Source organism: Mesorhizobium sp. C264A (assembly GCF_040324515.1).
GTDB lineage: Bacteria > Pseudomonadota > Alphaproteobacteria > Rhizobiales > Rhizobiaceae > Mesorhizobium.
Genome location: NZ_JAMYVY010000001.1, coordinates 469,839 through 496,431 on the forward strand (window position 1 = coordinate 469,839; position 26,593 = coordinate 496,431).

A 26,593-nucleotide genomic window follows, 5' to 3' on the forward strand; every position below is an offset into this window, starting at 1 on the left:
GATCAATCCAGCCTTCGCAGCATGTCTGCTTCCTGCTCGAGAATAGCGGCCACTTCCTCGCGCTGCAGATGCGTCATCATCAGGCTGACGCAGCACTCGAGATAGGTGATCGAGGAGCGCCGCAGATAGGCAGCCGCCTCGCGTTCGGCAATCTTGTCGACATCCTTCGCGGGTCGCTTGGGTTGCATGAGGATGATCCTCCGTATCGGGTCCCTCCCGCCAAACTACAAGGTTGGATGGATGTTCCGCACGATCTCCGGGCAGGTCCGGCCGCGGCCCACGTCATGCAGGAAGGTTCTGCAGCCCGCCTGCGGGTCTCCTTTTGGCAAGGCCTGTCATCTGATCGCCGATGCCGGTGCCTTCGAGCGCCGCGAAATAATCGATCGTCAGCTTGAGCCCTTCGTTGAGCGGCACTCTCGGCGACCAGCCGAGCAGCGTTTTCGCACGCGAAATATCAGGCTGCCTGCGCCGAGGATCGTCTTGCGGCAGGGGCAGAAATTTCAGATCCGACTTGGTGCCGGTCATCGCCTTCACCAATGCCGCCAGTCGCACGATGGTGAATTCTCCGGGATTGCCCAGATTGACCGGCTTGCCCGGATTGGGGTCGATGTTCATCAGGCGCATCAATCCATCAATCAAGTCGGAGACATAGCAGAAGGATCGCGTTTGCTGGCCGTCGCCGAATATCGTCAGCGGACGCTTCTCGAGCGCCTGCATGATCAAATTCGAGACGATGCGACCGTCGGCCGGATCCATTCTCGGACCGTAGGTGTTGAAGATGCGCGCGACGCGGACGTCGGCCTTGCCGGCCCTTAGATAGTCGAAGCAAAGCGTTTCGGCGGTGCGCTTGCCCTCGTCGTAGCAGGCGCGTGGGCCGGTGCAGTTCACATGACCGACGTAATCCTCCCTTTGCGGGTGTTGTTCCGGATCGCCATACACTTCGCTCGTCGAGGCCTGCAGCAGTCGCGCGTCATTGCGGACAGCGAGTTCGAGCAGGTTGAGGGTTCCGATCACGCAGGTACGCGTGGTGTGTATCGGGTCGGCCTGATAACGCGGCGGTGAGGCGGCGCAGGCCAGGTTGAAGATGTGATCCACGGGCTCGCCGAGATCCAGTGGCCGGCAGATGTCCTGCTCGATCAACCGGAAACCCGGCCGGTCCATGATCGAGATGATGTTTTCCATGCGCCCGGTCAGAAAATTGTCGACGCAGATCACGCGCCAGCCGTTGCGGAGCAATACTTCGCAAAGATGCGAACCGAGGAAACCCGCGCCGCCGGCAACAAGCACCGTCTTTGCCCTGTGCGCCTTTCTTGTCTGTCGCATCGCTGTTTTCTCCTGTCTGCCGTTCATGCTGCACTTCCAATGTCGAGATCGAGGGCCGTCGCCCTTGGTTGGGTCAGCGCCGCCACGAATTCGCGAGCCCTGGCCCCACCGGTGTGGGAAGCGAGGACGAGTTTGCGAGCCCGGCCGGCCATGGCCAGGCGTGCGCGCTCGGACTCGCCAACGAGGATATCGGAGACTTCGTCCGTCTCCGCGGCGGTGTGGATCGCCGATGCAGGAAAGAAGCTGTCGAGCCCTGGCCAGCGGTCGCTGACGATGGGCGTGCCGCAAGCCGCCGCTTCGAACAGGCGCACGCTGGGCGACCATCCTGCGGTGATCATGGAACTGCGTGTGACATTCAGCGTGTAGCGCTGACGGCTATAGAACGCGGCGTGATCGGCTGGCGGCAAATGTTCGATGCGTTCGACATTGTCCGGCCAGATGATGTCGGATGGATATTGGGAGCCGGCCACGACGAAACGGAGGTTCGGCATATGCCGTGCGGGCTCGAGCAGCAGAGCGTTCAGCGTTGTCTGCCGGTCCATGCTGTAGGTGCCGAGATAGCCGAGATCCCAGCGGATCCGATCTCCTGTCGGGTGATGCCGTTCTGGATCGACCGAACAATAGAGAGGTTCGGCATGGCGCGCGCCGAAGTCTTGCGCCAGATGGTTGAGCGTTGGTCCGCCAGTGAAGGAGAAATAGACATCGAAATACGGAATTTGCCGCGAACTCAGATAATCGCAATCGTCGGCTGAAAGCTTGGCCAGGGTCACCGGGGTGTCGATGTCGTAAAAGCAGAGCTGCCCCTTGCAAAGCGAGGCGACGATGTCGATGACCTGGCGTCCTTCTGGAACAAAGGATCCGATGACGATGATGTCGGCCTGCTCCAGGCACTGTGCGTAGTCGCGTTGCAGCTCCGCAGTGGTTTCGTAGTAGCGCAAGGCGCAGAACTCCGGATCGCGCAGATCGCGGTGATTGGCGTACCAGGGCACGTTGCGCTCCAGAAAAGTCACCCGGTGACCGAGTCCGTGCAAGCCTTTCAAAAGACCCCGGAAAGTCGTGGCGTGGCCGTTTCCCCAGGATGAGGACAGCGACAGGCCGAGAAAGACGATGTCCAGTTTCTTGGTCATTCCGCTGCCTCCACGGCCCCGTGCTCGAAATGACGTTTGAAGACGGCATCCGCCACATCCGCCCGAAGCGCGTAGGTATGGTCCGCCAGCACGCGGTGAAGTGCGGCTTGGCCGATTGCCTTGGCCCGCCCGGGGGTCAGCGAGCGCATTATTTCGGCGACATCGCCGCCGTCACGCGCGACCAGGATCTCCTCGCCTGGTTTCAGGAACAGTTCCACGCCCAGCCATGCATCCGTGATGAGACAGGCGCCCGCGCCGGCCGCCTCGAACACTCGCGTGGCCGGTGAAAAACCGTTGGCGGCCATGCTGTCGCGGCTGATGTTCAACACGGCTTTTGGGGTGACATTGAAGGCGTTGTGGTCGCGGGTGCCGACATGGCCGAGCCAGCCTACATTGGTGGGGAGCGGCTTGTCGCCCCAACCCGAGCCTCCGAGCAGGAAACGCTGTTTCGGCAGCTGGCTGGCGGGATCGAGGAAAAACGATTCGACACGCGCTTCACGGTCCGGCAGCCGGTTTCCGAGGAACGCCAGGTCGCAGGCAAAACGCGCTTTGCTGGCGACCGGATGGTGCGTTTCGGGATCGAGCGCATTGTAGATGGGCACGCACTCCTTGGCGCCCATGGCACGATAGGCCCAGACAACGGGATCGCCGCCACCATAGGTCAGCACGAGGTCGATCTCCTGCAGTGCACGATGGAGCGGGTGGTCCGGCTCGTCGCGCAACTGGGCAAGCGTGGCTGGCGCATCCACGTCCCAGAATACGACAAGCGCGTCGCTGCGGGCGTGGTCGAGAACGGCGCGAAGCAGCGCCTCGTCTTCGAAACCGACGCCGCTCGCCTTGACGACGATGTCGGCGCCGGCGGCACGAGCCGCGACCTGCATCAGCGCATGCTGGGTCGCCTCGTAAACGACGACAGTGCACCAGTCGGGCGCTTCGATGTCGCGGTTCTTCTGCCGGTCGTAGACATCGGGTTCGTAGAACGTGATCTCGTAACCCAATTGCGCAAGTGCCTTGAGCAAACCGCGATAGTACGTCGCGGCACCGTTCCAGTAGGACGACAAAAGGCTCGATCCATAGAATGCGATCTTCATGCGACGGCTTCCTTTGCGGCTGTCGGGACGGCGGTGTGTCGGTTCGCGCATTGCGTGAGCACGCCGAGCAACTCGTCGACGCGGTGGCGGCAGGTGTGCCGCGAGCGGATGGTCTCGAGACCCGAGGTCACCAAGGAGGCCGCAAAGTCCTCGTCGGACAACACCGTCCGAAGCTGTTGCCGCATCTGCGAGCCATTCTCGGCAAACAGGAAGTCGACACCGGGCCTGAAAAGCTGCTCGACATCGGACCATGGCGCCGAAATCAGCGGAATGCCGCAGGCGAGTGCCTCGAACATGCGGATCGTCGGGATTCCGGGCAACCTCTGGCGATAGGGGCGCCGTGGGATGTGAACGGTGACACGATGCGCGGCGAAGGCCTTTGGCACGTCGGCATTGGCGATCCACCCCTCATAGCGCAGTCCTGCGGTGGCCAGATCCGCAAGTGCGGTCTTGGGGTAGCGTACGCCGTGAACAGCGGCATCAAGGCCGAGATCGTGCACCGGCTCGATCAGAAACTCCTTGAGTTCGGCGGTCCGCTCATCATCGCCCCAGTTGCCGATCCAGACCAGATCGGAGGTGGGGTGGATCTCCGGGTGCGGCTTGAACAGGCGATCGTCCGCCGCTTCATGCCAAGTGAAGACGCGCTTGCCCCAGCCGGCGCGCAGATAGCTCTCGCGCAAGGTTTCGCCAAAGGTGAGAACGCCGTCATAGTGCTCCAGCCGGAGCGCCGAGAGTGCCTCGGTCGCAGACACGGCCCGGTGGTGGGTGTCGTGAAAAAGAAGGATGAAGTTGCCGCCGGCGGCCCGGGCACGGCCGATACGTGCGACAAGCTCCGGATCCGTCCACTCATGAACGATCACAACGTCGGCCTCGGCAATCCAGGCTTCGTGATCAAATCCGGCATCGTAGGTCACCGGCATCAGTTCGGGAAAATCCTTGCGGAAGCGTTCGATGGCGAACGACCCCTTCTCAGCCAGCAGATTCGACCGGCTCCAGCCATTCGCCGGCTCCAGCGCAATCGCCTGATGCCGGCGCTGGACCAGCTCTCGCATGACGCCGCGCAGGAAATGGGCATTGCCATGGTTCCAGTCGGAAACGACCGAGTGGGTGTAGAACACAAAGCGCATGATCAGCGCTCCGCCATCGCTAAGGCCGCTTTGTCGTAGACGCCGCGCATGGCCGCTGTCTGTTTTGTCAGCCTAAACCTGCGGCTGCGTCGGATGGCTGCCTGGCCAAGCTCTCGCCGGAGCTCGGCATCGCTGGAGAGACGATTGAGGCAGGCAGCGAGATCGTGCGGATCGCGCGCGTCAAAGAACATCGCGGCCCCGTCCCATAGTTCGCGATAGGTGGCGATATCGGAAAGCACCAGGGGCGTAGCCGACATGCCGGCTTCCAGCGCGGCCAGGCCGAATGGCTCGTAGAGCGATGGCGATACGAAAACGCCGGCGCGAGCCATCAACGAACGCACCTCGTCGGACGGCACTGCTCCCAGAGGAACAGCATGGCTGAAGCTGACATGCTCGCCGTTTGGGCCGTTCGTCGACCCGGCGGCAAACAGAGGCCATCGCGTCAGGGACGCCGCCTGGTCGACCACCGCGGCATTTTTGCCCTCGTCCCACCAGCGGGCAGCAGCGAACACGAGCGGTTGGTGCTTTTCGGCATTCAGCAGAGGACGGGCACCATTTCTGACCACACTCAAGCGCGCGATCGGGCCGTAGCAGGTCTCTAGCATGTCGGCGTGGCTGCGGCTCGGCGCGATGACCGCGTCGGCCCGATCCATGCCGCGTCTGTTGCGCTCCTTCTGCCAGGCCCATGCCCCATCCGCCGCCTGTCCTCTGACCGCATGGAACCAAGTCGTCACGCAGGAATGGGAGACCACCACGACCGGGCATGGCGCGTCGAATCCCGCTGCCTGCGAAGGCGCGTTGAAATGGACAAGGTCGATGGCGTGGTCGCGCATGGGCGCATGCAACTCCCGCGGCAGCGCGTCGAGATCACCGCCGTTGCGGGTCATCCAATCCGGCGGCGTGTTCAGCCAGATCAGCTTCGCGAAAGCCTCCGCCTCGTCGGCCTGCTGCCTGGACGGTGGCGGACCGAGGCCGGCAAGCACCACGGTATCGCCGCCGTTGACAAGTTCCCTGGCCAGGTCGAGCGCATAGCGCCACACGCCGCCCACGGCGTCGACCGTCATCAGGATGCGCCGCGAGCGCGGCGTCAGTGTCCGCAACATGTCGCCTCCAGTTCCGCCAGCGGACGCGGGCGCCTTTCCTGGATGTCGCTGAACTTCTGGAATGATGCGAGATAGTGATCATGGGCGCGCTCCCAGGCGAGGTCGTCGGGTTCGCCCCAAAGCTCGCGATAGCTTGGCGAACTCGGATATGGATAAAGCGGTACGGGTTCATTGGCCCACACGCCGTTGTCGATGAGGTGCGTTCGCCAGTAGTCCACAAGGGCAGGGTCATCCTCGACGACGCCGATCAGATTGGCCTGTACGAACGGAACGTGACGCCTGGCATTGACGAGCAGCGCGGCGAGTTCCTCGGTACCCAGCCGGCAGCGTTTCGCCAGCATCGCACGACCTTCCACGGTCAGGCTTTCGAGACCGGCCTCGATGGAGACGCAGCCAGCCGCACCAAGCAGTTCCAGCAGCTCGGGTTTCCAAAGGTCGATGCGGGTCTGCACACCGAACTTCACGTCGCGATGGATCAACGCTTCCAACAGCGCTTTTTGCGGCAGGAAGATTTCATCGATGAAATAAATGTAGCCGACGCCTTGGGCAATCAGCCGATCGATTTCCGCTATGACCGCCTCGTGGTTTCGGCGGCGATAGGCATCGCGGAAATCGATCTTGGCGCAGAAGCTGCAATTGTAGGGACAGCCGCGCGATGCTTCGACCTCCGCGCCGAACCCAACCTGCTTGTCATCGAACCTGTGATGGTGATGCGAATGGGCAGCGATCCAGTCTGATGGCCATTGGAGTGGCGGATGATCGACAAACGAGCTGGCGTGAACGCCGCCGTTCAAAACCACCTTGGCCTCGCGCAGGTAAGCGGTCGAGGGCACAGCGCTCCAGTCGTCGCGCCGGGCAAGTTCCGCGACGATTTCCTCGCATTCGCCGCGCACAACAATGTCGACGCCAAGCTTGCGCAAGGTTGGCGCGGGCGTAGCCGAGCCATGCGGCCCGACCGCGACTGTGCGTCCACCGCGCCCGGCGAGACGGTTGAGGAAATCGGCCGGCACGCGCAACTCGGGTGGTGCGCAGCGCCAGAACAGATAAGTCGGGGCGGTACTGACGACCGTCATTGCAGGCGCGAAATCAGCCACACGCTCGGAGAGGTCCGAGTTGTCGAGCTTCTGCAATTGCCCATCCAGCATCAACACCTCATGGCCGGCTGTTTCGAGCAGGGATTTCGAATAGCCGAGTTCCAGCGGGAGATGCGGTTGGCGGCAGCCGAAATAAATGCTGTCGTCATAGGTCCAGAACGGGTTTACCAGGGCAATTTTCATGCGACGTACCTCACGACTTCGGGGCGAGGCTGGAGCCGGTGTTGTTGCAGCCAGTCTGCGAGATCGCGAATGCCTTCGCGCCATGAAACACGAGCTTTCCAGCCAAGCATCGCTTTGATCTTGCGGGTGTCGGCGACGAAGAAGGGCTGATCGCCGGTGCGTTCGCCATCATGGCGGATCGAAAGCTCACGGCCGGTCAAGCTACGGATCTCGCTCAACAGCATGCGCAGGCTGATCGCATTATCGGGGCCGCCGCCAAGATTGAATGCCTGTCCTTTGGTCGTCTCGATACGATCGAGCGTGGCCCTGTAGGCGGCGACCGCATCGGAGACATGCAGTATGTCGCGCACTTGTCTGCCGTCGCCGTAAATGGTGATTGGACGTCCCGTCAGCGCACTCAGCAGGAAGTGCGCGACCCAGCCTTGATCCTCGGTTCCGAACTGGCGCGGCCCGTAAATGCAGCTCATCCGCAGCACCGCCGTCGGCATGCCGTAGGATTTGGCATAGTCGAGCACATATTGGTCCGCCGCGCCTTTGGAGCAGCCATAGGGCGTGCAGAAATCCAGGCCGTGGGTCTCGTCGATGCCATTCGCTTGGATGATGCCGTCGCAAGGCAGGTAACGATCGCCGTCCTCGCGAACCGCGACGTCTGGCAGGCTGCCATAGACCTTGTTGGTGCTGGCGAAGACCACCGGAACAAACTCACTGCTCAGCCGCGCCGCCTCGAGGACATTGAACGTTCCTCGAAGGTTGATGTCGAAATCCTCGTCCGGTTGGACCAGGCTCGTTGTGACGGCGGTTTGCGCGGCCAGGTGGAAGATCGCCTTGGAACTCTTCAGAACGGGCGCAAGCGCGTTGGCGTCGCGCACGTCAATCGTTTCGACCATGAGGCGGCTTCCGTGTTTCTGCGCCAGCCATTCAAGGTTCTGTTCGACGCCGGGGCGGCTGAGATTGTCGATCACCAGCACCGGCTCGCCATCCGACAACAGGCTGTCGGCCAGGTTCGATCCTATGAAGCCGCTGCCGCCGACAATGGCGACGGGCGCGTCGCGTCGATTGCGCGTATTCATGACACCAGCCCACGTTCTTCAAGCTCGCGTTTCATGTCGGCGCCGCGGTCGATGGCGGACGAGTTGCGCACCCAGGAAACGAAATCGGCGAGCGAATTCTCCAGTTGTTGCCTCGGCTCGAAACCGAGCAGCTCACGGGCCTTGGAAATATCGGCGAAGCAGTTGCGGATATCCCCGGAGCGCGCCTTGCCGAGCAACTCTGGCGAGCGGTCCGGCGTTCCCATGGCCTCGGCAAGTACCCGCGCGACGTCGCTGATAGCATAGGCTCGGCCGCTGCCGATGTTGATGACGTGACCCCTTGCCTGGCGTTGCTGCAGCGCAAGACGAAAGGCGCGGGCGACGTCATCCACATGGACGAAATCGCGCTTCTGTTCGCCATCCTCGAAGATCATTGGCCGTTGGCCGTTGGCGAGACGCGAAGCAAAATTGGCCAACACGCCGGTATAGGGGTTCGATAACGCCTGGCCGGCGCCGAAGACGTTGAACAGGCGCAGCGCGACCGCATCGATGCCATAGGCTTCGCCGAAGATCAGCACGGCGCGTTCCTGGGCGTATTTCGTCAGCGCATAGATAGAGGCGAGGTCGACCGGCTTTTCCTCGTCCGTCGGCAGGGGAGAGAGGGGCTCGCCTTCCGGCGACAGCGGATTCCACTGCCCGTTTTTGATGTCGCCCGCCTTGCGCCGGGCATTGTCGATGCGCCGGCCGTCCGATGTAGCATAGAGGCCCTCGCCATAGACACTCATCGATGAGGCGACGACAATGCGCTCGACCGGATGTTTGATCAGCGCCTCGAGCAGCGTCGCGGTGCCGAGATCGTTGGTGCCGACATAGCGCGCGATCTCGTACATCGACTGTCCGACGCCGACTTCCGCGGCCAGATGAATGACCGCGTCAACGCCTTCCAGCGCCTTGGCGACCGCCTCCCGGTCCCGAATGTCGCCCTTGATCAGCTCGGCCCCGGCGGGAAGGGCGACTGTTTCGCCTGCGTGCACCTGCTCCAGCAGCACATCCAAAATGCGAACCGAATAATCCTGCTCGATGAGTTCCTGGGCGACATGCCGGCCGATGAAGCCGCATCCCCCTGTAACCAATATCCGTTTCACGACCACTCCTCAGACAGGTAATCTTGGCGACCCGAACTTTTCGGCAAAAGGTTTGTTCCCTTGGCTTCAACAAAGTTCCTTTGGCCGGCTTCGTTCGGAAGCAGCCACATCGCGCTCGCCGCGCCGTGCCGGAACATTGCCGCCCTTGTGCTGTTAGGACGCCGGCAGCCCCGGCGATGCCCGATGTTGGCAACGCCGATGATCAAAGGAGATTTCAATGTCCCAGTCGCAAACGACCACCAATCACGACGAAATCCGCAAATGGGCCGAGGAGCGGGATGGACGCCCGGCAGTGGTTCGCACCAAAGGCGCGGGCGGCATCCTGCGGATCGACTTCGGCAAACCCGAGGAAGCATTCGAGCCGGTCGAATGGGATGAGTTCTTCCGCATATTCGACGAGAACGATCTGGCCTTTCTTTACCAGTCCAAGACTGGTGACGGACAAACCAGCCGTTTCAACAAGTTCGTCGAGCGCAACCAGAAGGGCGAATGACGCATTTCGAGCCGGCCGATTTGCCCGACCTGGTTCTCGGGCAAATTTTTCTGGATGCGGTGGAACAATAGGGGCTCCGATCCTTCGGTCGCTGAACCACAGCCGCAGCAAGGATCGAAGGCCTGGGCCTGAGCGCAGGAGGCGGCGGGGCTGAATAGGCGTCAAAAGCTGGAAACCCGCTACTCGTCCTGCCGTGAAACCAAAACGCCGCTCATCAGTCGTCCTGCTGCCTGCGGTGGCGGTGTTTTTCGATTTCCTCGGGCTCTTCATCGTCGATCCGCGTGATGTTCGAGGCATTGTGGTCTGATCGCAGGATCTCATCCAGTTTGGCGTGAATGGCCTGAGTGTCGCGGTGCTCGGCACGCTGGATGAACAGCGTCATGGCCCACGTAAACAAGGTAGCCGCTCCATGCCAGTCCAGGGTTTGTCGCTCGAAGATCATCCAAAGGATTGCGTAGACCAACAGGATCAGGAATGCCGCGGGGCGGGAGGTTAATGTGCCGATTGAAGTAAGCACGCCGGTGACGGGATGATTGGCCATGCGAAAGAACTCGCGGCAGTGACCGTGGTTCCCGACCGCAGTGCATCGCGCCGGCACGAGCCAGCTAGGCGCGACGGATGAATTCACGGCGCAGTGCTTGCCGATCGCAGCTACAACGATGACCACTCGATTGCCGGGCGCGCAATCATCAGCCAGAAAATGGCGAGCACGGCGCCGAAAGCTGGGAAGCCGAAGACAAACCAGCGTCTGAACAGCTGATGGTAGCGCTCGGGAGGAGGTTGGTTGGAGAGTGCGGCCTGTGTGGCTAGATTTCGCATCTCGATCTGCATCCACACGACAGGCAGCCAGAACAGGCCCGTTAAGATGTAGAGCAGGATCGAGAGAACGATCCATCCTTCGGACAGCGAATACCCCGCAACCCTAGCGAGGCCCAGTCCGGTCAGAGGTTGTGCGACAACGGCCGTAGCCGTGAACAGGAAATCAGCCAGCACGACAATGCGGGCGACGGCTGCGATCGCCGCGGCATTCCCGGTCCGGTGTGCCAAAAGCATGAAAAAAGCAATGCCGGCACCAGTTCCGAGCAGCACAGCAGCGCCGATCACGTGCAGGTATTTAAGCACGAAGTACATCATCAGCGTTCCTCCAGAATGGCCAGCGCTGCAAAATGCAGAACGAGGATCGGGAGGATTTTGATCAGCGGCCCGAGTGGCTCAAGCCAAAGATCCGGCCGCAGAATGCTCCCAGCGGTCGCATAGAAAAGCGATACCGCGATTGCGCCGAAAAGACCAAGCTGGCTGGTTGGGCGCCAGGCGATAAGCGCCCCGACGGCGATGTCAGCCAACGCGCCGGCGACTACCGCCGGTTCGGCCAAGGGGCCGGCGGCAGTGCCAATCAGCAAGTCAACTCCGCTGCGCCAGCCGGCGGTCAGGGAAATGATGCCGGTCATGATCCAGAAGAGCGGCAAGACGACAAAGAGCGCCGGCTTGACAAAGTAAAGACCGGCGAACCATCGCTCCTGCACCGTCGCAGGATTTAAACGCAGTGCAGATGTAAGACTTGATGGTTGAATGCCGGTCGCCGTCATCCAGGGTTGGGGATCGCCGACAGCGCCACGGGCAATCTCTTTTGCTGCATTGCTGCGCATCGGCGGGCGCCAGCCCAGCTGAGCCGCGGCATCCCCGAACCTGTACAAGATAGCTGCGGCCCAATTCGGCAAGATGAACTCCCGAGCACTGCTCCATCCGAACCAGCGGCGATAGCGACCCACGACCTCGCTCATCGAAAGTGCCTCGGGCCCAGCCAGGTCCAGCGTGAGGTGCGATGGGCTGCCGGGTTTGAGGAAGAACAGGACGGTGGAGATCACGTCATCGAGTTGGACGACTTGGAGACGGCCCGTGTCGGGCATCAACGGCAAGAGCGGCAACGCCGCGAGGCCGCGAAAAAGTGCACTTGCGCCGAAGGCCGGCCTTCCCAGTACTACGGAGGGGCGCAGGATGACCCAGTCAAGGCTACGTGCCATCAGTGCCTCATCGCCGGCGAGCTTGCTGGCGGAAAAGGCGGACGGCTGCTGGCGATCGACCCCGATGGCAGAAAAGTGGATCACCTTATTCACACCTGCGTGCTCACACGCGGTGAAGAGAGCCGAGGCGCCGGTAGAATGGACATGCCGGGTGTTTTCCCGGGCACTATCCTGCAGGACGCCGGCACAGTTTACGACGGCGTCCACACCGGCGAGATAGGGGGTCCAGTCCTGAGGTCGCAAGGCCCGCGCCATATCCAGGGAAACGGTTCGGATCTCCGGGTGGACGCCAGTGTCTGCGTGGTGAAGCACGCGGACCACTTCATGACTCTCGCCGGCCAGGCGCGCGCAAAGCGCGGCTCCAATCAGACCTGACGCGCCGGTGACGAGAATTTTCATTCCTTCCTCCAGCCGTTCGCCAGCGCGTGCCCGTCCATCAACCCAGCGGCTGCGCCTGGGAGAACTCTAGCAAAGCCGAAGCCGGTAGTCTCACGCCGGGTGGAACAGGTTCCGGGCATCAACGCAGCCAAAGGTGAGCCGGTACGGTGCGTTCGCATCTGCAGGTCAACTTCGCCGGAAGTTCGTCGCCGGCTCGGCGCAATCGCGGAGGTCGTTATGAATGTGAGTTGCAGCCTTGGCGGCGTCTCCGAACGCAACAGCAATTTGATTGAGCCCCTCGGCCACGTCGCCAATGGCATAGAGTCCTGGCGTTGAAGTCTCAAGGTGTCGGTTGACCAGGACATAGCCTTCTGCGTCACAGTTAGCCCCCAGAGCAACCGCGAGTTCGGAGCGTACGTCGCTGCCCATCGAAGGGTACACCACATCGATGTTGCGCATCGGGGCGCCCTCGGCCATGACGACATCGAACCCGGTTCGTCGAGGGATCAGGTCATCGACAGCGTCCCAGATTTCAACTCCGCCTGCCAAGGCGGCGCCCCGGGCAGCTTCGGAAACATCATCCTGGTTATTGGCGAGCAAGGCGACCTGACTGCCATATCCCTTCAGGAACAGAGCCTCCCTGACGGCGAGATGCTCCGGACCAACAACGCCGATGCGGCTACCCCGGGCCTCATATGCATCGCAAACCGGGCACAGTCTGACAATGCCGGTTGCGATCGCCTCCTCCAGTCTTTCAATGGGAGGTGCCTTGTCCACAATGCCCGTTGCCAGAATCACGCGCCTTGCTTGGACAATCCCGCAGGTGGTCGTCAGGACAAAAAAACCCTCGCGTTTTTCGGCGTGGCCTACGCAACCATGGACAAGGCTCGCGCCGTATAGCTGTGCCTGGGCTCGTAGGCGGCCGAGCAGTTCTTCCCCGCTGATGCCGTCGGGGAAGCCGGGACAGTTGCGGGATTTTGGGATGAGCTTGGCACGCGCATGCCCCGCGTCGAGCGAGATCACCGAACGCAGAAACCTGGCTAAATACATGGCTGCAGCGAGCCCCGCGGGGCCGCCGCCGACGATGGCAACGTCAAAAACTAGTGCGCCCGAAAAGCTTGGTTCGCCCGAAAAGCTTGGCATCGGGCCTAACTTCAACTCAACGAGCTTGTTCCACAGGGTCGAAATGGACGCAATCAGGATGCACACTGCACAATAAGAGTGAACTCCAATCGAGTCGTGAAGAGAAAGGCCACTGCCTCATCAAGCCTGCAAAAACCTCGTGGCTCCCAACGCTGTGAGTACAGCGCCACTGGGAAAGTGAACGCATCATGGAACTTCGGCTCATCGTCGCGCTTAGTTTGGCGAAAGGGTGGTCTGAGATGAGCGCGACCAGAGAGTTTTTTCAAAACTGGCTACAGGAGAATGTCGGCACACTTCCTGGTCGAGAGGAAGTCAGCGTCGCGGTGCTCGCTCAGCAATTCGAGCAAGATGCCGAGGTGGCTGGTTATGGGCGTGAAGTAAGGGAGGACGAACTCGGAAACATCGAAGATGCTATCGTGCAAGCGATCGAGAACGCCGGGTCCGGGGTGCAGAGCCCGAGCTCCGAAAAGAGCGATCCGGCACCTGTAATGGACGCGTTGGAGGTCGATGATGCCAAGAGCGGACCGTAGCCCCTGACACCTTCTTCTGTTCGCCTGAACAAGCCCCCCGGGCTGCTTACGAGCTGAAAAACGGACCTTAGGTGCTTTCCCGTTAGTTCCATGCACCATTGAGGAACATTCCTGCCGCCACGGCGTTAGGAAAGTTCCTTCACACCCGGTGCGCCCGTGCTGACTGCTACCCTTCCAGGCGAATGGCTGACCCGGCATGATCAGGGTCACATCTCGCGGCGGGCCGCTCTTGCGGGTATTTGTTGCTGGCTATTGGGTGCTTCCGCAGAAGCCGCGCCACAGCCATCGCCGCTCGTGCGATTTGGCGTGCTGGGATTTGGCACCGCCGCCTGGGAAGTTGACGTCATGCGGCGACATGCGTTGGACACTGTGCACGGCGTATCAATCGAGGCTCAGCGGCTTGCCGGTACCGAAGCCGGTAAGACCGCATTGCTGGCGGGCAGCGTCGACGTCATCGTTTCGGACTGGGTGTGGGTCATGCGCCAGCGCAGCGAAGGCGCTGATCTGGTCTTCTATCCCTATTCTCGTGCCGTCGGCGCGCTGGAACTGCCGCAAGGCTCGCCCATTCGAACTCTTGCGGACCTTAAGGGCAAAAGGCTGGGGATCGCAGGTGGTCCGCTGGACAAAAGCTGGATCCTATTGCGCGCGCTCGGCCTCCGTCAGGTGAAGCGCGATCTTGCTGAAGAGGTGGAGCCAGTGTTCGGCGCGCCGCCTTTGTTGGAGCAGGAATTTCTGGCGGGGCGACTGGATGCACTGCTGACGTTCTGGAATTTCGCCGCCCGTCTCGAGTCAGAGGGGGCAAGGCCTCTGCTCAGTGTCGCGCAAATCCTGCAGGGGCTTGGCGTATCCGTGGACTTGCCGATGCTCGGCTACGTCTTCCATGAAAGCTGGGCGCGGGCCAACCCGGTAGCCCTCGCGCGATTCACGAGCGCGACCGCGGCAGCGAAGTCGCTGCTCGAGTCTTCGGACGACGAATGGCGGGTGCTCGCGCCCCAATTGGGCACGGACGATCCTCACCTACAGGCGGCGTTACGCGCCGCCTATCGAGCCGGAATCCCTCGTCGGTTCGGCAAAGCCGAACGTGATGGCGCGGCCCGGTTGTTTGCAATCCTGGCCGAATTGGGCGGCGAAGATCTGGTCGGCAAGGCAACGAGCCTCGATCCTGGTGTCTTCCGGGCCATACCGGCTTGAGCTCGCGCCAATGACCGATGTCCCAGCGTTCCCCATCACAATGCAGCGTTCGCAATCCACTGCGGCATTGCTGACCATGGTGCTCGTCTGGCAGATTGCATCATCGATCGCCGCCGATCGCCTGTTTCCTGGTCCGGTCCAGGTTGTTTCGGTTCTCCTGCACGAAGCGGTTCGGGGCGAGCTGCCATACCATTTGGGCATCTCGCTTGCGCGCGTCGTGGCAAGCCTCGGGTCGGCAATCGTCATTGGCGCGGCCCTTGGCTACGCGGCAGGCCGCTCGCACAGAGCCGACATATGGATGAGGCCTTGGATCGTGTTACTCCTCAACATGCCGGCGCTGATCACGGTCATTCTAATTTATATCTGGCTTGGTCTTGCCGAGACCGCGCTTGTCCTTGCGGTCGCGCTCAACAAGATCCCCAACGTCGTGGTGACTATTCGTGAAGGCGCCAGCCGGCTGGACAAGGACTTTGCCGAAATGGCTGAGCTCTATCGCTTCGGGCGTGCTGCAAAGCTGCAGCATGTCGTGCTGCCGCAATTGGCGCCGTTCTTTCTCGTCACCCTGCGCAGCGGGCTGGCACTAACGTGGAAGATCGTGTTGCTCGCCGAACTGCTCGGCCGCTCCAACGGCGTCGGGTTCCAGCTACAGGTCTATTTTCAGAACTTCGACGTCACCCACATCCTTGCCTATGCGATCAGCTTCGGCGTTGTGATGCTTGCCATAGAGTATGGACTGCTTGTGCCGTTGGAACGTCGTCTGTTCGCCTGGCGACGCTGATGCTGAGGATCAGGATCGAGGACAAGACTTTCCCCGGTGACGACGGACAGCGCCGGACGATCTTTCGCGCGCTGTCGCTTGATATAGCCGACGGACAGGTCTGCGTCCTGACCGGCCCTTCCGGTGTCGGCAAGTCGACGCTGCTGTCGATCGTTTCGGGCGTCGACCGCGAATTTCGCGGCAGCGTGAGCGGACGACCGCTTCCGATAGGCATGCTGTTCCAGACACCGAGGCTGCTGCCCTGGCTCACCGCCTTGCGCAATGTAGAGATGGCCATCCCGGATCGCGCGCCCGATGCGGCCCGGTGGCTTGCCGCTGTCGGCCTGAAAGGCAATGAGAAGAGCTATCCGCAGCGACTCTCGGGCGGCATGGCGCGGCGCGTAGCGCTTGCCCGGGCGCTCGCCGTGGAGCCTGCGCTCCTGCTCCTCGACGAGCCATTCGCTTCACTCGACGAGGCGACCGCGCAAGCCATGCGCCGCCTGCTGCAGGATTGTTTCGCCAGTCGGCGGACTACCACGCTGCTGGTTACGCATGATCTCGCCTATGCCTCGTCGCTGGGTGATCGGGTTATTGTTCTGGAGGGATCGCCGGCGCGCATCGTGCGCGATGTCGCAATCTCTCGTGGCGATGAAGCGGGATCGTCGCGCTTTGGGCTGGGGGCGACACAATGAGACTGTTGCTGGGCCTTCTCTTTCTTTTGCTGATCACCGGCCCTGGCGTCACCGAGCAACAGACGATGGTGATCGGGTATATCGGCCAGGAGCGCAAACCGGCTCTGCCCCTTGGACCCCTTGATGAAACCGTCACCGACGACGGCCTGCAAGGCGCACGGCTCGGCATTGCCGACGACGAAAGCACCGGCCGGTTTCTTGGGCAGAAATTTCGGCTGGAGGAAAGGATATTGAAACCAACCGAAACGCCGGACGACGCGGTAAGACAATTCGCCGATGCCGGCATCGCCTTTGTCATCGCCGATCTCGACGCCCGTCAGCTTCTACAGGCCAGTGCCGCGCCCGGTGCCGAGCAGATGACGTTGCTCAACAGCCGGGCGCCGGACGACGTGCTTCGCCAGCAGGACTGCCGTGGGAACGTGCTGCACACGATCCCGAGCCGGGCCATGCTCGCCGACGGGCTGGCGCAATATCTCGCCTGGAAGCGCTGGCAGCGTTGGTTCCTGCTTGTGGGGCCGCATTCGCAGGATCAGGCGATGGCTGCGGCCTTTCGACGGGCGGCGGCTCGCTTCGGAGCCGAGATCACGATCGACCAGCCGTGGACATTCAGGCCCGCCAACGGACGTGCCGATACAGGGCATGTCACGCTGCAGACCGAAATACCCGCGGTCACGCAGGTCAGCGACTATGATGTGCTCGTGGTCGCCGACGAGGCGGATGAATTCGGCGCCTATCTGGAGGGCCGCACCGCGCTGCCGAGAATCGTCGCCGGCACGCAAGGGCTGGTCGCCACAGGCTGGAGCGCTGTCAGCGAGGAATGGGGCGCCACGCAACTGCAGGACCGTTTCCACAGGCAGGCAGGGCGCTGGATGTTGCCCAGCGACTACGCGGCCTGGCTCGCTGTGCGCAGTATCGGCGAAGCGACGACGCGCCTGCACAGTCTCGATCCCGCGGCAATCGGCAGATATATACGCGGCGACGCGTTTCTTCTCGCTGGCTTCAAGGGGCAGGGGCTTAGTTTCCGTCCCTGGGACGGACAGATGCGCCAGCCCATTTTGATCGCCGGGCCTCGCCTCTTGATTTCCAGCTCACCGCAACCGGGCTTCCTGCATCAGCGCACGCCGCTCGACACGCTGGGCATCGACCTGGAGGAGAGCACATGCAAGTTCTGATGACCCTGTTGTTGGCGGCGTTCGCTCTTGCTGCTCCCGCCGCCGCCGAGACCATCTACGTTTCCAATGAGCAGGATAATACGGTCGCGGTCGTCGACGGCGTGACAATGACTTTGCTGGCGACGATCGATGTCGGCCGCCGTCCGCGCGGGCTGGCGCTGTCGATCGACAACAAGATGCTTTTCGTCGCGGAAGGCGACGACAACCGCATCGACGTGGTCGACGTCGCGAAGCGGCGGGTCGTCGGGGAACTGCCTTCGGGAGCCGATCCGGAATTCTTCGCAGTCCATCCCGATGGCAAGCGGCTGTTCGTCGCCAACGAGAATGACAATCTGGTGTCGGTGGTGGACATCGCCGCGGCCAAGGTCATCGGCACCGTGGATGTCGGCGTCGAACCGGAAGGAATGGCGGCCAGCGCCGACGGCCGCTATGTCGCCTGCACTTCGGAGACCACCAGCATGGTGCATCTGATCGACGCAGGCACGCTTGAACTCGTCGACAATCTGCTGGTCGATACCCGGCCGCGCGCGGCTTTATTCTCGCCGGACGGTAAGCAATTCTGGGTGTCCTCGGAGATCCGGGGCACCGTCACCGTCTTCGACACGGCAACGCGCGCGCAGACCGGCAAAGTCGAGTTCGAGGTGCCGGGTATACGACGCGAGGGTGTGCAGGCGGTCGGCATGGCGACGTCCCGCGATGGCACGACCGTCTATGTGGCGCTCGGCCCCGCCAACAGGATTGCGGAAGTCGATGTGAAAACGTTGACGGTCCGTCGGCTCTACCTTGTTGGTCAACGACCCTGGCACGTGGCGCTCTCCGGCGACCAGAAGCGCCTGGTCAGCGCAAACGGGAATTCCGGCGACATCTCCTTCATCGATCTGGAAAACCAAGAGGTGGTGAAATCGCTGCCGGTGGGGCGGGGGCCGTGGGGCGTCGTGATCGGGCCATGAACGCCTTGTCGGTCGAGAATCTGGGCCATAGTTTCGGAAACCGGCGGGTTCTCGACGGCGTCTCTTTCTCTGTGGCCCAAGGCAGGATGTGCATCTTGCTAGGCCGCAACGGCGCCGGCAAGACGACGCTGTTCTCGCTGATCACCGGTCTTTATCACGCCCGCTCCGGCTCGGTGCATGTCTTCGACCAGGCGATGGATGTCAACCCGTCCGCCGCGTTGGCGCAGATGGGCGTCGTCTTCCAGTTGCCGACCCTCGATCTCGATCTGACAGCCGGCGAGAACCTGCGTTACCACGCGGCCTTGCATGGGCTTAGCCAGGCCTTGAGCAAGGAGCGCTCCATCCACGAACTCGGCCGGCTGGACGTGCTGGACAGGATCGACGATCCTGCCCGAGCGCTTTCCGGGGGGCAGCGTCGCCGTGTCGAGATAGCACGCGCTCTGATGCATAGCCCACGCCTTTTGCTGCTGGATGAGCCGACCACCGGGCTCGACGTGCCGGGCCGCCGCGCGCTCGAGCGGCACGTGCGGGAGCTTTGCCGCGAGCGCGGCATTGCCGTCCTGTGGGCAACACATTTTCTGGAAGAACTAACGGCGGATGACGATGTGGTGGTGCTGCATCGAGGCACAATGCGGTGGGCCGGCCGCGCCGATCGTCTGGCTGCCGATCTCGGTGTGGCGAGCACGGGCGAGGCCTTCGCGTCGCTGACGGAGTCCGAATGAAAACGTCTCACGCAGTGCGCGCGCTCAACGGCATCCTGCGCAGGGAGATGCTGCGGACGTTGCGGCAACGCGGCCGGCTGCTCTCGGCGATGGTACGGCCGCTGGTCTGGCTGGCAATCTTTGCCGCTGGCTTCCGCTCCGTTCTCGGTCTGTCGATCACGCCACCCTACCAGACCTATGTTCTCTATGACGTGTATGTGGTGCCTGGGCTAGCGGCCATGATGCTGCTCTTCCATGCCATGGCGAGTTCGCTGGCCATGGTCTACGATCGCGAGATGGGCAGCATGCGCCTGTTGCTGACCGCACCATTGCCGCGCTGGTACCTGCTTGCGGCGCGCCTGCTGGCCAGCGTGATCGTTGGCGTGCCGCTGGTCTACTTGTTTCTGTTGATCGCGCGTTTCTGGGATGTGCGGCCGCCCGTTTTCGGCTACGTCGCGGTATTTCCGGCGCTCGTGCTGGCGGGCCTCATGCTTGGCGCGTTCGGACTGCTTGTCTCCTCGGTTTCGACACAGATGGAGAACTTTGCCGGTGTCATGAATTTCGTCATCTTTCCGGTGTTCTTTGCCTCGACGGCGCTCTATCCGCTGTGGCGGCTTGCCGAGGCGGGACCGGTGCTGGCAACAATCGCCGCCTGGAACCCGTTCAGCTCGGCGGTCGAGCTGATACGCTTCGCGCTCTATCTGCGGTTCGATCCTGTCGCGGCGGTTGTGGTCCTTGGCTGCCTCATCGCCTTCTTCCTCGCGGCGGTCATCGGCTATGACCCCGGCCGCGGCTTGTGGTCCCGGCGCGGCGGCGAGGGATGAATTACTTCAACGCGTAGAGATAAGCGGCGATGTCCCGCGCCTGTTGCTCGGTGATCCTCGTCGACGGCATGGCCGTGTGCCGATTGACTTCCCTCGCCGAGCGTATCCAGCGGATCATGTTCTCCGGATTGTTTGCCAGCAGGCCACCGATAAAGACCCTGTCGGCAAGGCCACCGTCCAGGCGGGGTCCGACCTGGCCTTGCGCACCCGGCACGCCGGGTATCGTATGGCAGCCGGAGCAGCCATTCGCCGTCATGATTGGAATGGCGCGGGCGCCTACGCCGCCGGTCGCCGCATCCGACTCGTGCCGGACGCGCTCGCGCCGGTCGGACCACAAAGTCGCCGCAGCGACAGCCGCGGCCAGCAGCAGGATTGCGGCAAGGGCGCCCCCGATCAGCCTACCCAGGTCGGAGCGCATGTGTTGCCTCCCTGGTTGCGCTGCTGCTTATCCAGAGGCCGGCGAGCAGCAGGGCGGCGCCGCCATAGATCAAGCCGGCCGGAACCCACATTACCAATCCGGCGAGCTGCTGGTCCTCGATCGCGGTCATTCCCCACAATGCCGCGCCGGCGCCATTCTCCGGATACCAGAGTTTGGGCGATATCAGCAGCAGGACACCGAGCAGGCCGGTATGAAGCGAGGTGAAGAAAAGATGCATGACGGAGCTGCCATAGGTCTGCTGTCGACCGGGGCGCGGAAGGAGCGCCCACCAGAACAGCAAGGCTGTGCCGAGGAAGCTCGCATGCTGGGCATAATGAAGAAAGCCCTGCTGGAGCGCTGCCTGGAACAACGCCGGAATGTGCCAGATCCAGATGGCGACGCCGTGAATGATCGTCGCGTTGAGGGGGCGGATCACCAGGGCCCAAACCGATTGCAGCGTCTTTGCGCGCGTGAGCTTGCCCGTTCCGCGGCGAAGTGAGGCCGGCAAGGACCAGAGCAGGACTGCGCCTGGGCAAGCGGCGACAAGGAGGGGCGCCGCCACCGCCATCAGCAGTTCATGCTCGATCATATGGGCGGCAAACACCCGCTCGCCGAGCGCATGGATGGGGCTGACCAGTGCTGCCGTCAGCACGCCCCAACCGGCGGCGAAAAACAACGCCTGCCGCATCCGCTCGGGACGGCCTCGGCTGCTGCGGCGCCACAACCGAGTCGCTCCGATGGAATAAAGGAAGGCAATCGCGGCCAGCGGAAACGTGATGGGAAATGCGAGCGTCCATCCGGCCTCGGGCGCGCCGGCGCCGTAGCAGATCGAGGTCGAGAAGAACGCGTCGAAGCTCATCGCAGGCACTCGTCGAGAATGAGAGCCGCGCTGCCTTGCATGATGATGACGAGGGCAAACAGCAATGCCGCAAGCATGCCGAGATCGGCGACGAACTGCTCGGTGCTGCGCGTGCGCTCAGGCTTGAAGGCGGCGCCGCCCTGCCGCTTCGCCCGCCATGACAAGGCACCGCCGAGCAGCGAAAGCACGGCGAGCACCAGTGCCACGGGAAGCACCACCGGCACCTGGCGGTTGCACTGCCATGGTACGAGTGCGTAGTTCAGCTGCGTCGAGATTGCCCAAGCCATCGGCCCCGACAGAAGCCCAGCCCAGGACGTTCCCATTTTCAACGCACGCATCAGCCTAGCCTCGGCATCCAGTAGATGAGCAGATAGATCGGGATCCAGGTCAGCACCACGAAATCCCAATAGAAGACATTGTCGCCGACATCGCCGAAGCGCCGGCCGCTATAGCCATGGCGTGTGAACATCAGCACCGTCAAAACGATGGTGTCGCCGACATCGGTGATCAGGTGTGTGGTGTGCAGCCCGAGCAGCACCCAGAGCATCGAGCCATAGGCGTTCGTGTCCCAGTAGATGTTCAGCGCCGGGAATTCGAACCAGCGCACGACAAGCGGGGCCAGACCGAGCAGCGACATCACCACCAGCCCGATCCGCACCGGCACGATCGCGCATTGCTTGGCGTAGCCGTGGAGCATGTGGTTCGGCACCACGCTGATGATAAACAGGATGGTGACGATCGTCCCGGGCCAATGGTTGGGTTCCGGGGCGCTTAGACGCCAATTGGGCCACAAGGTCGCGAGATAGAGATAAGCGCCGGCGGCCAACGCAAAGCCCATGCCTTCCAGCGCCATGAAGCCGAGCGTTCCCCACCAGGTCGGGCTGCGCGGACCATGTCCAAAGGTTGGGAGGTCCGAAAGATCCAAGCTGGGACGCTCACTCATCCCTCATCCTCCGGGTCGTCCTTGGGCCAGAACCAGCCGATCAAGGTGATGGCGATCGGCGCGGCGCCCCAGACGATCGCCCAGGGCGTGAAGATCGAATAGACAAACGTACCCCCGACGGCGATTGCCGCCAGCAGCGGCCAGATCGACGGTGTCGCCGATTTCTCGCGAATGTCGGGGTGGGCTTCCGCCACGGTTGAGATCAACAGCTCACGGACATCGACGCGGAGTCCGGTCGCCACAGGCAGCGCCTCGCGTTCGGCCCAGAGCGGCTCGACATGTGTGACAATCGGTATCCGCGCGAAATTATAGCTTGGCGGCGGCGAAGACGTCGCCCATTCGAGCGTACCGGCATCCCAGGGATTGTTTCCGGCCAGTGCGCCCTTCAACGCGCCGTGTACAAGATTGAAAGTGAACAGTACGAAGCTGAGGAAAAAGAGCACCGCGCCGGCGCTGATGAACAGGTTGATGTTGCCCCAGCCAAGCTCGGCCGGATAGGTGTAGACCCTGCGTGGCATGCCCCAGAGCCCGACGAGATGCATTGGGAAAAAAGCCGCGTTGAAGCCGATGAAAGCCAGCCAGAAATGCCAGCGCCCGAGACGCTCGCTCATCATGCGGCCGCTGATCTTGGGGAACCAGAAATAGGCGGCGCCCAGCAGCGGGAAGACCGAACCGCCGATCAGCACGTAATGGAAATGGGCGACGACGAAATAGGTGTCGTGCACCTGGAGGTCCAGCGGCACCGAAGCGAGCATGACGCCGGTGAGGCCGCCGATGACGAAGATGAAAAAGAAGCCGAACACGAACAGCAGCGGCGTGCGGATCACCGGCCTGCCGTCCCACAAGGTCGCCAGCCAGCAGAAGATCTGAACGCCATTGGGGATGGCGATCAGCATGCTCGACGCGGTGAAGAAGCTGGCGCCGAGCTTGGGTAGTCCCGTCGCGAACATGTGATGGACCCAGAGGCCGAACGAAAGGAAGCCGACGGCGATCAGCGACAAGACCAGCCCGAGATGCCCGAACACGGGACGCCGGGCGAAGACCGGAATGATCGCGGAGACCATGCCCGTCGCCGGCAGGAAGATGATGTAGACCTCGGGATGGCCAAAGAACCAGAACAGATGCTGGAAGAGCAGTGCGTCGCCGCCCTCGGCCGGGTTGAAGATATGTGTTTCGACCAGCCGGTCGAGGATCAGGAAGGTCGAGGTGATCATCACCGCGGGCATGGCGAAGACGACGACGAAGGAGGTAACCAGCATTGCCCAGACGTAGAGCGGAATCCTGTCCAGCGACATGCCGGGGGCTCGCTGCTTGAACACGGTGACGATGGTTGCCACCGCGACGGCCAGGGAGGATACTTCTGTATAAGTGATCATCTGGGCCCAGACGTCGGCCCGCTTGCCCGGCGCGAATTCGGGGCCTGACAGCGGCACATAAGCAAACCAGCCGACGTCGGGCGCCATGTTGAGCGCGAAAGACACCCAGGCGAATATGCCGCCCGAAACATAGATCCAGTAGCTGAACGCATTCAGGCGGGGAAAGGCGATGTTGCGGCTGCCGACCATCAGCGGGACGAGATAGATGCCTGTCGCCTGCACGATGGGCACGGCGAACAGGAACATCATGGTCACACCATGCATCGTGAACAGCTGGTTGTAGAGGTCCGGGCCGATCAGACCGCGCTGCGGCCCTGAGAGCTGGATGCGCATGGCGACAGCGTTGAGCCCGCCCAGGCACAGAAACACGAAGGCGGTGATCAGATAGCGCCGTGCGACGACCTTGTGGTCGACGCTCGACAGCGCGCCGATGATGCCGGGAGGCGTGCGCCATGTCCGCGCCAGCCAGCGATCCAGGTTGGCATCGTCCATGCCGGTGTCGCGCGGTCCGTCATGCTCGGGTGCGACGTCGCCTGTGGCGGGCGTTTCGCGCGGCAGGTCGCGTTCGCTTGTGAGGTCCGCGCTGCTCATTTAAGCGCCTCGAGATAGGCGACCATGGCGTTGAGCTCGTCGCCGCTGAGCTCCACCACCGGCATGTGGGATCCGGGCTTGATGCCCTGTGGGTCGGCTACCCAGGCGGCGAGATTGCCGCGGCTCATGGTCAATGTCCCGGCGGCAAGCGTCTGCCGGCTGGCTATATGGGTGAGGTCGGGGGCGACCGTTCCTCCGGCAGGCGTGCCGCCTATTCTGTGACACATCACGCAAGGGCGCTTCAGAAACAGATCCTGGCCGGCCTTGGCCTCGTCCCCCGTCGGAGTAGCTGCCGGCTGCAACTGGTCGTTCCACCAGGCGTCGAACTTCGCACGCGGCTCGGCGATGATGAAGGTGCCCATGTTTGCGTGCTGCGCCCCGCAGAACTCGGCGCATTGACCTCGGTAAACACCAGGCTTGTCTGCCTTGAGGTCGAGCACGTTCATGTGGCCGGGAATGAGGTCGAGCTTGCCCGAAAGGCTCGGAATCCAGAAGGAATGGATGACGTCGGTCGAGGTCAGAAGAAGCCGCACCGGTTCCCCGGCTGGGATATGGATCTCGTTCGCCGTGGTCAGGATGCGGCTTGGCGTGGCATCCTCATAGCGCACCTCCCACCACCATTGATGGCCGGTGACCCGAATGGTCAGTGCGGCATCCGAGCCGATCGCGGCGAGCGTCCTGTTGGCGAAGAAGCTCAGCAAGGTCAGTCCGATCAGGACAATGGCGGTCAACCCGACGGCGGTCATCACCGCGCGCAGCTTCCGGTCGTCGGCGCCGGCCTCGATCGCGAGCGGCTCCGCCTGCGCGCGCGACCGCATCATCAAGGGCACGACGAGGGCGATCATCACCAGCACCCACACCACGGCGCAGAGCGCGGTGAAGAACCAGATCAGCCATGCCAGTTCGCTCGCCGCGGGACCTTTCGGGTCGAGGGCGGATTGCCAGCCCGCGCATCCCTGGAGCAACAGAGCGCCGGCGGTGGCGAACGCCATCGAGACGAGACGTTTCACGGCGACTTCCCCAGCGTGGCCGCGTCCGGCATGCGGTTTTCCGAAGGATGCGCCATCATGTCGTCATTGCGTTGCGGTGCGGCGGAAGACGGCGCGTTGCCGCTCAGCGAGCGCACGAAAGCCGCAAGCTCCCAGATCTGGTCGTCGGGAATCTTGTCGCGGAAGCTCGGCATGCCGTTTGGCCGACCGTCGCGGATCGTGGCATGGATGCTTTCGATCGAGCTGCCATAGAGCCACTTCTGGTCCATCAGGGCCGGCCCCATGCCGCCGCCGCCATTGGCGTGGCATCCCGAACAGTTGAACCAGCCGAAAAGCCGTTTCCCTTCGCTCATGTGGAAGGCGTTGGCCTCGAAGCTCGCCGCCTTGTTGTCGCTGGCGGGGGGCCGCTGTCCGCCGGGCTCCAGCGTGGTCACAGGCGTCGGCTGCTCGCCCGATCCGAGCGCCGATTGCGGGCGCGTGTCACGTTCCTCGCGCTGGCAGGCAGCGAGGGCCAGGACTGGAAACAGGAGCATGGCCACAACGGCTCTCATCGCACCGGGCTCCCCGGGGCATCGAGGCGCGGCACGCCATACTGTGACAGCAAGGCATCTATCTCGACCTTGTGCCTGGACAGGGCGCCATTGACATCGCCGCGCAGCGCATCGTCTTCGCGGCGGACGCCCATCGAGATGTCGTAGATCATCGGCAGTTGCGGTCCGTCGATGCGGGGCGCAACCGGCGTGATGCGGAGCGGCACCTTCTGCCTGGCGGCGAAGTAGCCGGCGAGGGGGCCCCAGACCACGGCAAGGTCGATCTCGCCACTCGCCACCGCTTCGACGATGCGCGCCGGCGGGTTGGGGGCGGAATAATCGCCATAGACCGGATAGCCAACGAGGTGCCCGACGATACCGCGGCGGCCAAGCGCCTGGACCGGAGGCGAATTGGCGCCATCGTCGCCGATGAGCTGAACACCGATCCGCATGTCGCGCAGCCGCGGATCATTGAACGATGCTACGTCGGGGCCGTCCCTGCGGGTGACGAAGACATAAGACGATCGGTAGTAGGGCGTGGTGGTGCGCAGCATTTCGAGGTTGCTCGGCGTGCCCGGCACGAGATCGCATAGACCGGCCTTCAGCGTGTTTCGGATGAAGCCGCGGCGCTGCGCCCACCAGGTATAGGTCAGCTTCGCGCCGAGATCGGACGCAACGATTTCGGCGATCCTGTTCTCGAAGCCCTGACCGGCCGCGTTGGAGAACGGCATGTTGTTCGGATCGGCGCAGACCCTCAGCTCACGTGCGTCGGCTGTGGCCGTCAAGAACACGAAGGCGATGGCGGCCATGCCGA

The 26,593-nt window shown here is 62.7% G+C and carries 30 protein-coding genes; 9 read left to right on the plus strand and 21 right to left on the minus strand.

Annotation, left to right across the window (positions count from 1 at the left end; genetic code table 11):
• Positions 1-2: 2 nt before the first annotated feature.
• From NKL04_RS02305 to NKL04_RS02345, 9 genes are all read right to left on the minus strand, one after another.
• The gene (locus NKL04_RS02305; protein WP_023667982.1) at positions 3-188 is read right to left on the minus strand and encodes a hypothetical protein; all 186 of its coding nucleotides are present in this window, start codon (positions 186-188) and stop codon (positions 3-5) included.
• A 94-nt stretch (positions 189-282) separates the two neighbouring features.
• Entirely contained in the window at positions 283-1,323 is a 1,041-nt protein-coding gene (locus NKL04_RS02310; protein ID WP_023681096.1) for a UDP-glucuronic acid decarboxylase family protein, read from the minus strand.
• Between the two features lie 23 nt (positions 1,324-1,346).
• Positions 1,347-2,450, minus strand: coding sequence for a CgeB family protein (locus NKL04_RS02315; RefSeq protein WP_023699988.1), 1,104 nt, complete (start codon positions 2,448-2,450; stop codon positions 1,347-1,349).
• Entirely contained in the window at positions 2,447-3,541 is a 1,095-nt protein-coding gene (locus tag NKL04_RS02320; RefSeq protein WP_031209092.1) for a CgeB family protein, read from the minus strand. The genes NKL04_RS02315 and NKL04_RS02320 overlap by 4 nt, the downstream gene beginning before the upstream one ends.
• Positions 3,538-4,668 carry a CgeB family protein gene (locus NKL04_RS02325; protein ID WP_023699990.1) on the minus strand — a complete coding sequence of 377 codons (1,131 nt, stop codon included), beginning with the start codon at positions 4,666-4,668 and terminating at the stop codon, positions 3,538-3,540. Before NKL04_RS02325 ends, NKL04_RS02320 begins: the two co-directional genes overlap by 4 nt.
• A 2-nt stretch (positions 4,669-4,670) precedes the next feature.
• Positions 4,671-5,771: a glycosyltransferase family 4 protein gene (locus tag NKL04_RS02330; RefSeq protein ID WP_031209094.1), complete on the minus strand. Its 1,101-nt coding sequence runs from the start codon at positions 5,769-5,771 to the stop codon at positions 4,671-4,673.
• Positions 5,756-7,048: a TIGR04295 family B12-binding domain-containing radical SAM protein gene (locus tag NKL04_RS02335; RefSeq protein ID WP_023699992.1), complete on the minus strand. Its 1,293-nt coding sequence runs from the start codon at positions 7,046-7,048 to the stop codon at positions 5,756-5,758. Before NKL04_RS02335 ends, NKL04_RS02330 begins: the two co-directional genes overlap by 16 nt.
• Positions 7,045-8,118 (minus strand): GDP-mannose 4,6-dehydratase, encoded by a 1,074-nt coding sequence (locus NKL04_RS02340; protein ID WP_023691444.1) that lies wholly within the window; start codon positions 8,116-8,118, stop codon positions 7,045-7,047. Before NKL04_RS02340 ends, NKL04_RS02335 begins: the two co-directional genes overlap by 4 nt.
• On the minus strand, positions 8,115-9,221 hold the full coding sequence (locus tag NKL04_RS02345; RefSeq protein ID WP_023691443.1) for an NAD-dependent epimerase/dehydratase family protein: 1,107 nt from the start codon (positions 9,219-9,221) through the stop codon (positions 8,115-8,117). Before NKL04_RS02345 ends, NKL04_RS02340 begins: the two co-directional genes overlap by 4 nt.
• 217 nt (positions 9,222-9,438) lie before the next feature.
• Between NKL04_RS02345 and NKL04_RS02350 the strand changes: the two genes are divergently transcribed.
• On the plus strand, positions 9,439-9,714 hold the full coding sequence (locus NKL04_RS02350) for a hypothetical protein (protein ID WP_023667991.1): 276 nt from the start codon (positions 9,439-9,441) through the stop codon (positions 9,712-9,714).
• Positions 9,715-9,928: 214 nt separating this feature from the next.
• Here NKL04_RS02350 and NKL04_RS02355 read toward each other — a convergent pair whose 3' ends face one another.
• The 4 genes from NKL04_RS02355 to NKL04_RS02370 form a co-directional block, all read right to left on the minus strand.
• A complete protein-coding gene (locus NKL04_RS02355; RefSeq protein ID WP_023681103.1) occupies positions 9,929-10,255 on the minus strand; it encodes a low affinity iron permease family protein in 327 nt (108 codons plus the stop codon).
• Positions 10,256-10,365: 110 nt separating this feature from the next.
• A complete protein-coding gene (locus NKL04_RS02360; protein WP_023699994.1) occupies positions 10,366-10,848 on the minus strand; it encodes a DUF2269 family protein in 483 nt (160 codons plus the stop codon).
• Positions 10,848-12,134, minus strand: a complete 1,287-nt coding sequence (locus tag NKL04_RS02365; protein WP_352723219.1) for an SDR family oxidoreductase — start codon at positions 12,132-12,134, stop codon at positions 10,848-10,850. Before NKL04_RS02365 ends, NKL04_RS02360 begins: the two co-directional genes overlap by 1 nt.
• A gap of 165 nt (positions 12,135-12,299) precedes the next feature.
• Positions 12,300-13,256, minus strand: coding sequence for an NAD(P)/FAD-dependent oxidoreductase (locus NKL04_RS02370; RefSeq protein ID WP_031196940.1), 957 nt, complete (start codon positions 13,254-13,256; stop codon positions 12,300-12,302).
• A 188-nt stretch (positions 13,257-13,444) separates the two neighbouring features.
• On the opposite strand from NKL04_RS02370, the gene NKL04_RS02375 reads away from it, so the two are divergent.
• From NKL04_RS02375 to NKL04_RS02410, 8 genes are all read left to right on the plus strand, one after another.
• Complete coding sequence (locus NKL04_RS02375) at positions 13,445-13,786, plus strand: DUF768 domain-containing protein (RefSeq protein WP_023667997.1); 342 nt, start codon at positions 13,445-13,447, stop codon at positions 13,784-13,786.
• 156 nt (positions 13,787-13,942) lie between these two features.
• On the plus strand, positions 13,943-14,977 hold the full coding sequence (locus NKL04_RS02380) for an ABC transporter substrate-binding protein (protein ID WP_031209097.1): 1,035 nt from the start codon (positions 13,943-13,945) through the stop codon (positions 14,975-14,977).
• Positions 14,871-15,755 carry an ABC transporter permease gene (locus tag NKL04_RS02385; RefSeq protein ID WP_352723222.1) on the plus strand — a complete coding sequence of 295 codons (885 nt, stop codon included), beginning with the start codon at positions 14,871-14,873 and terminating at the stop codon, positions 15,753-15,755. Before NKL04_RS02380 ends, NKL04_RS02385 begins: the two co-directional genes overlap by 107 nt.
• Complete coding sequence (locus NKL04_RS02390; protein ID WP_023699999.1) at positions 15,755-16,426, plus strand: ABC transporter ATP-binding protein; 672 nt, start codon at positions 15,755-15,757, stop codon at positions 16,424-16,426. Before NKL04_RS02385 ends, NKL04_RS02390 begins: the two co-directional genes overlap by 1 nt.
• Complete coding sequence (locus NKL04_RS02395; RefSeq protein ID WP_023700000.1) at positions 16,423-17,598, plus strand: lanthanide ABC transporter ABC transporter substrate-binding protein PedA1; 1,176 nt, start codon at positions 16,423-16,425, stop codon at positions 17,596-17,598. Before NKL04_RS02390 ends, NKL04_RS02395 begins: the two co-directional genes overlap by 4 nt.
• Positions 17,586-18,548: a PQQ-dependent catabolism-associated beta-propeller protein gene (locus tag NKL04_RS02400; protein ID WP_023704603.1), complete on the plus strand. Its 963-nt coding sequence runs from the start codon at positions 17,586-17,588 to the stop codon at positions 18,546-18,548. The genes NKL04_RS02395 and NKL04_RS02400 overlap by 13 nt, the downstream gene beginning before the upstream one ends.
• Complete coding sequence (locus tag NKL04_RS02405; protein ID WP_023700002.1) at positions 18,545-19,270, plus strand: lanthanide ABC transporter ATP-binding protein PedB/LutE; 726 nt, start codon at positions 18,545-18,547, stop codon at positions 19,268-19,270. Before NKL04_RS02400 ends, NKL04_RS02405 begins: the two co-directional genes overlap by 4 nt.
• Positions 19,267-20,073 (plus strand): lanthanide ABC transporter permease protein PedC, encoded by an 807-nt coding sequence (locus NKL04_RS02410; RefSeq protein WP_023691435.1) that lies wholly within the window; start codon positions 19,267-19,269, stop codon positions 20,071-20,073. The genes NKL04_RS02405 and NKL04_RS02410 overlap by 4 nt, the downstream gene beginning before the upstream one ends.
• 1 nt (position 20,074) lies before the next feature.
• Here NKL04_RS02410 and NKL04_RS02415 read toward each other — a convergent pair whose 3' ends face one another.
• The 8 genes from NKL04_RS02415 to NKL04_RS02450 are packed head-to-tail and all read right to left on the minus strand — an operon-like array spanning position 20,075 to position 26,588.
• Entirely contained in the window at positions 20,075-20,491 is a 417-nt protein-coding gene (locus NKL04_RS02415) for a c-type cytochrome (protein WP_023700003.1), read from the minus strand.
• Entirely contained in the window at positions 20,472-21,350 is an 879-nt protein-coding gene (locus NKL04_RS02420; RefSeq protein WP_023700004.1) for a cytochrome c oxidase assembly protein, read from the minus strand. Before NKL04_RS02420 ends, NKL04_RS02415 begins: the two co-directional genes overlap by 20 nt.
• Positions 21,347-21,688 carry a hypothetical protein gene (locus NKL04_RS02425; RefSeq protein WP_023687807.1) on the minus strand — a complete coding sequence of 114 codons (342 nt, stop codon included), beginning with the start codon at positions 21,686-21,688 and terminating at the stop codon, positions 21,347-21,349. The genes NKL04_RS02420 and NKL04_RS02425 overlap by 4 nt, the downstream gene beginning before the upstream one ends.
• Positions 21,688-22,293 carry a cytochrome c oxidase subunit 3 gene (locus tag NKL04_RS02430; RefSeq protein ID WP_023733209.1) on the minus strand — a complete coding sequence of 202 codons (606 nt, stop codon included), beginning with the start codon at positions 22,291-22,293 and terminating at the stop codon, positions 21,688-21,690. The genes NKL04_RS02425 and NKL04_RS02430 overlap by 1 nt, the downstream gene beginning before the upstream one ends.
• A complete protein-coding gene (gene ctaD, locus NKL04_RS02435) occupies positions 22,290-24,260 on the minus strand; it encodes a cytochrome c oxidase subunit I (RefSeq protein ID WP_023700006.1) in 1,971 nt (656 codons plus the stop codon). The genes NKL04_RS02430 and ctaD overlap by 4 nt, the downstream gene beginning before the upstream one ends.
• Positions 24,257-25,270 carry a cytochrome c oxidase subunit II gene (gene coxB, locus NKL04_RS02440; RefSeq protein WP_023700007.1) on the minus strand — a complete coding sequence of 338 codons (1,014 nt, stop codon included), beginning with the start codon at positions 25,268-25,270 and terminating at the stop codon, positions 24,257-24,259. Before coxB ends, ctaD begins: the two co-directional genes overlap by 4 nt.
• Positions 25,267-25,800 carry a c-type cytochrome gene (locus tag NKL04_RS02445; RefSeq protein ID WP_023668011.1) on the minus strand — a complete coding sequence of 178 codons (534 nt, stop codon included), beginning with the start codon at positions 25,798-25,800 and terminating at the stop codon, positions 25,267-25,269. Before NKL04_RS02445 ends, coxB begins: the two co-directional genes overlap by 4 nt.
• Complete coding sequence (locus tag NKL04_RS02450; protein WP_023668012.1) at positions 25,797-26,588, minus strand: substrate-binding domain-containing protein; 792 nt, start codon at positions 26,586-26,588, stop codon at positions 25,797-25,799. Before NKL04_RS02450 ends, NKL04_RS02445 begins: the two co-directional genes overlap by 4 nt.
• Positions 26,589-26,593: the final 5 nt, after the last annotated feature.

Coding starts and splice junctions, on each gene's coding strand:
- NKL04_RS02425 (WP_023687807.1), bottom strand. CDS start 21,688: ATGCGTGCGTTGAAAATGGGAACGTCCTGGGCTGGGCTTCTGTCGGGG.
- NKL04_RS02330 (WP_031209094.1), bottom strand. CDS start 5,771: ATGTTGCGGACACTGACGCCGCGCTCGCGGCGCATCCTGATGACGGTC.
- NKL04_RS02375 (WP_023667997.1), top strand. CDS start 13,445: ATGGAACTTCGGCTCATCGTCGCGCTTAGTTTGGCGAAAGGGTGGTCT.
- NKL04_RS02370 (WP_031196940.1), bottom strand. CDS start 13,256: ATGCCAAGCTTTTCGGGCGAACCAAGCTTTTCGGGCGCACTAGTTTTT.
- NKL04_RS02365 (WP_352723219.1), bottom strand. CDS start 12,134: ATGAAAATTCTCGTCACCGGCGCGTCAGGTCTGATTGGAGCCGCGCTT.
- NKL04_RS02305 (WP_023667982.1), bottom strand. CDS start 188: ATGCAACCCAAGCGACCCGCGAAGGATGTCGACAAGATTGCCGAACGC.
- NKL04_RS02340 (WP_023691444.1), bottom strand. CDS start 8,118: ATGAATACGCGCAATCGACGCGACGCGCCCGTCGCCATTGTCGGCGGC.
- NKL04_RS02405 (WP_023700002.1), top strand. CDS start 18,545: ATGAACGCCTTGTCGGTCGAGAATCTGGGCCATAGTTTCGGAAACCGG.
- NKL04_RS02420 (WP_023700004.1), bottom strand. CDS start 21,350: ATGAGCTTCGACGCGTTCTTCTCGACCTCGATCTGCTACGGCGCCGGC.
- NKL04_RS02335 (WP_023699992.1), bottom strand. CDS start 7,048: ATGAAAATTGCCCTGGTAAACCCGTTCTGGACCTATGACGACAGCATT.
- NKL04_RS02395 (WP_023700000.1), top strand. CDS start 16,423: ATGAGACTGTTGCTGGGCCTTCTCTTTCTTTTGCTGATCACCGGCCCT.
- NKL04_RS02310 (WP_023681096.1), bottom strand. CDS start 1,323: ATGCGACAGACAAGAAAGGCGCACAGGGCAAAGACGGTGCTTGTTGCC.
- NKL04_RS02360 (WP_023699994.1), bottom strand. CDS start 10,848: ATGATGTACTTCGTGCTTAAATACCTGCACGTGATCGGCGCTGCTGTG.
- NKL04_RS02400 (WP_023704603.1), top strand. CDS start 17,586: ATGCAAGTTCTGATGACCCTGTTGTTGGCGGCGTTCGCTCTTGCTGCT.
- NKL04_RS02315 (WP_023699988.1), bottom strand. CDS start 2,450: ATGACCAAGAAACTGGACATCGTCTTTCTCGGCCTGTCGCTGTCCTCA.
- NKL04_RS02430 (WP_023733209.1), bottom strand. CDS start 22,293: ATGAGTGAGCGTCCCAGCTTGGATCTTTCGGACCTCCCAACCTTTGGA.
- NKL04_RS02325 (WP_023699990.1), bottom strand. CDS start 4,668: ATGCGCTTTGTGTTCTACACCCACTCGGTCGTTTCCGACTGGAACCAT.
- NKL04_RS02450 (WP_023668012.1), bottom strand. CDS start 26,588: ATGGCCGCCATCGCCTTCGTGTTCTTGACGGCCACAGCCGACGCACGT.
- NKL04_RS02320 (WP_031209092.1), bottom strand. CDS start 3,541: ATGAAGATCGCATTCTATGGATCGAGCCTTTTGTCGTCCTACTGGAAC.
- NKL04_RS02415 (WP_023700003.1), bottom strand. CDS start 20,491: ATGCGCTCCGACCTGGGTAGGCTGATCGGGGGCGCCCTTGCCGCAATC.
- NKL04_RS02355 (WP_023681103.1), bottom strand. CDS start 10,255: ATGGCCAATCATCCCGTCACCGGCGTGCTTACTTCAATCGGCACATTA.
- ctaD (WP_023700006.1), bottom strand. CDS start 24,260: ATGAGCAGCGCGGACCTCACAAGCGAACGCGACCTGCCGCGCGAAACG.
- NKL04_RS02390 (WP_023699999.1), top strand. CDS start 15,755: ATGCTGAGGATCAGGATCGAGGACAAGACTTTCCCCGGTGACGACGGA.
- NKL04_RS02410 (WP_023691435.1), top strand. CDS start 19,267: ATGAAAACGTCTCACGCAGTGCGCGCGCTCAACGGCATCCTGCGCAGG.
- NKL04_RS02350 (WP_023667991.1), top strand. CDS start 9,439: ATGTCCCAGTCGCAAACGACCACCAATCACGACGAAATCCGCAAATGG.
- NKL04_RS02385 (WP_352723222.1), top strand. CDS start 14,871: ATGGCGCGGCCCGGTTGTTTGCAATCCTGGCCGAATTGGGCGGCGAAG.
- NKL04_RS02445 (WP_023668011.1), bottom strand. CDS start 25,800: ATGAGAGCCGTTGTGGCCATGCTCCTGTTTCCAGTCCTGGCCCTCGCT.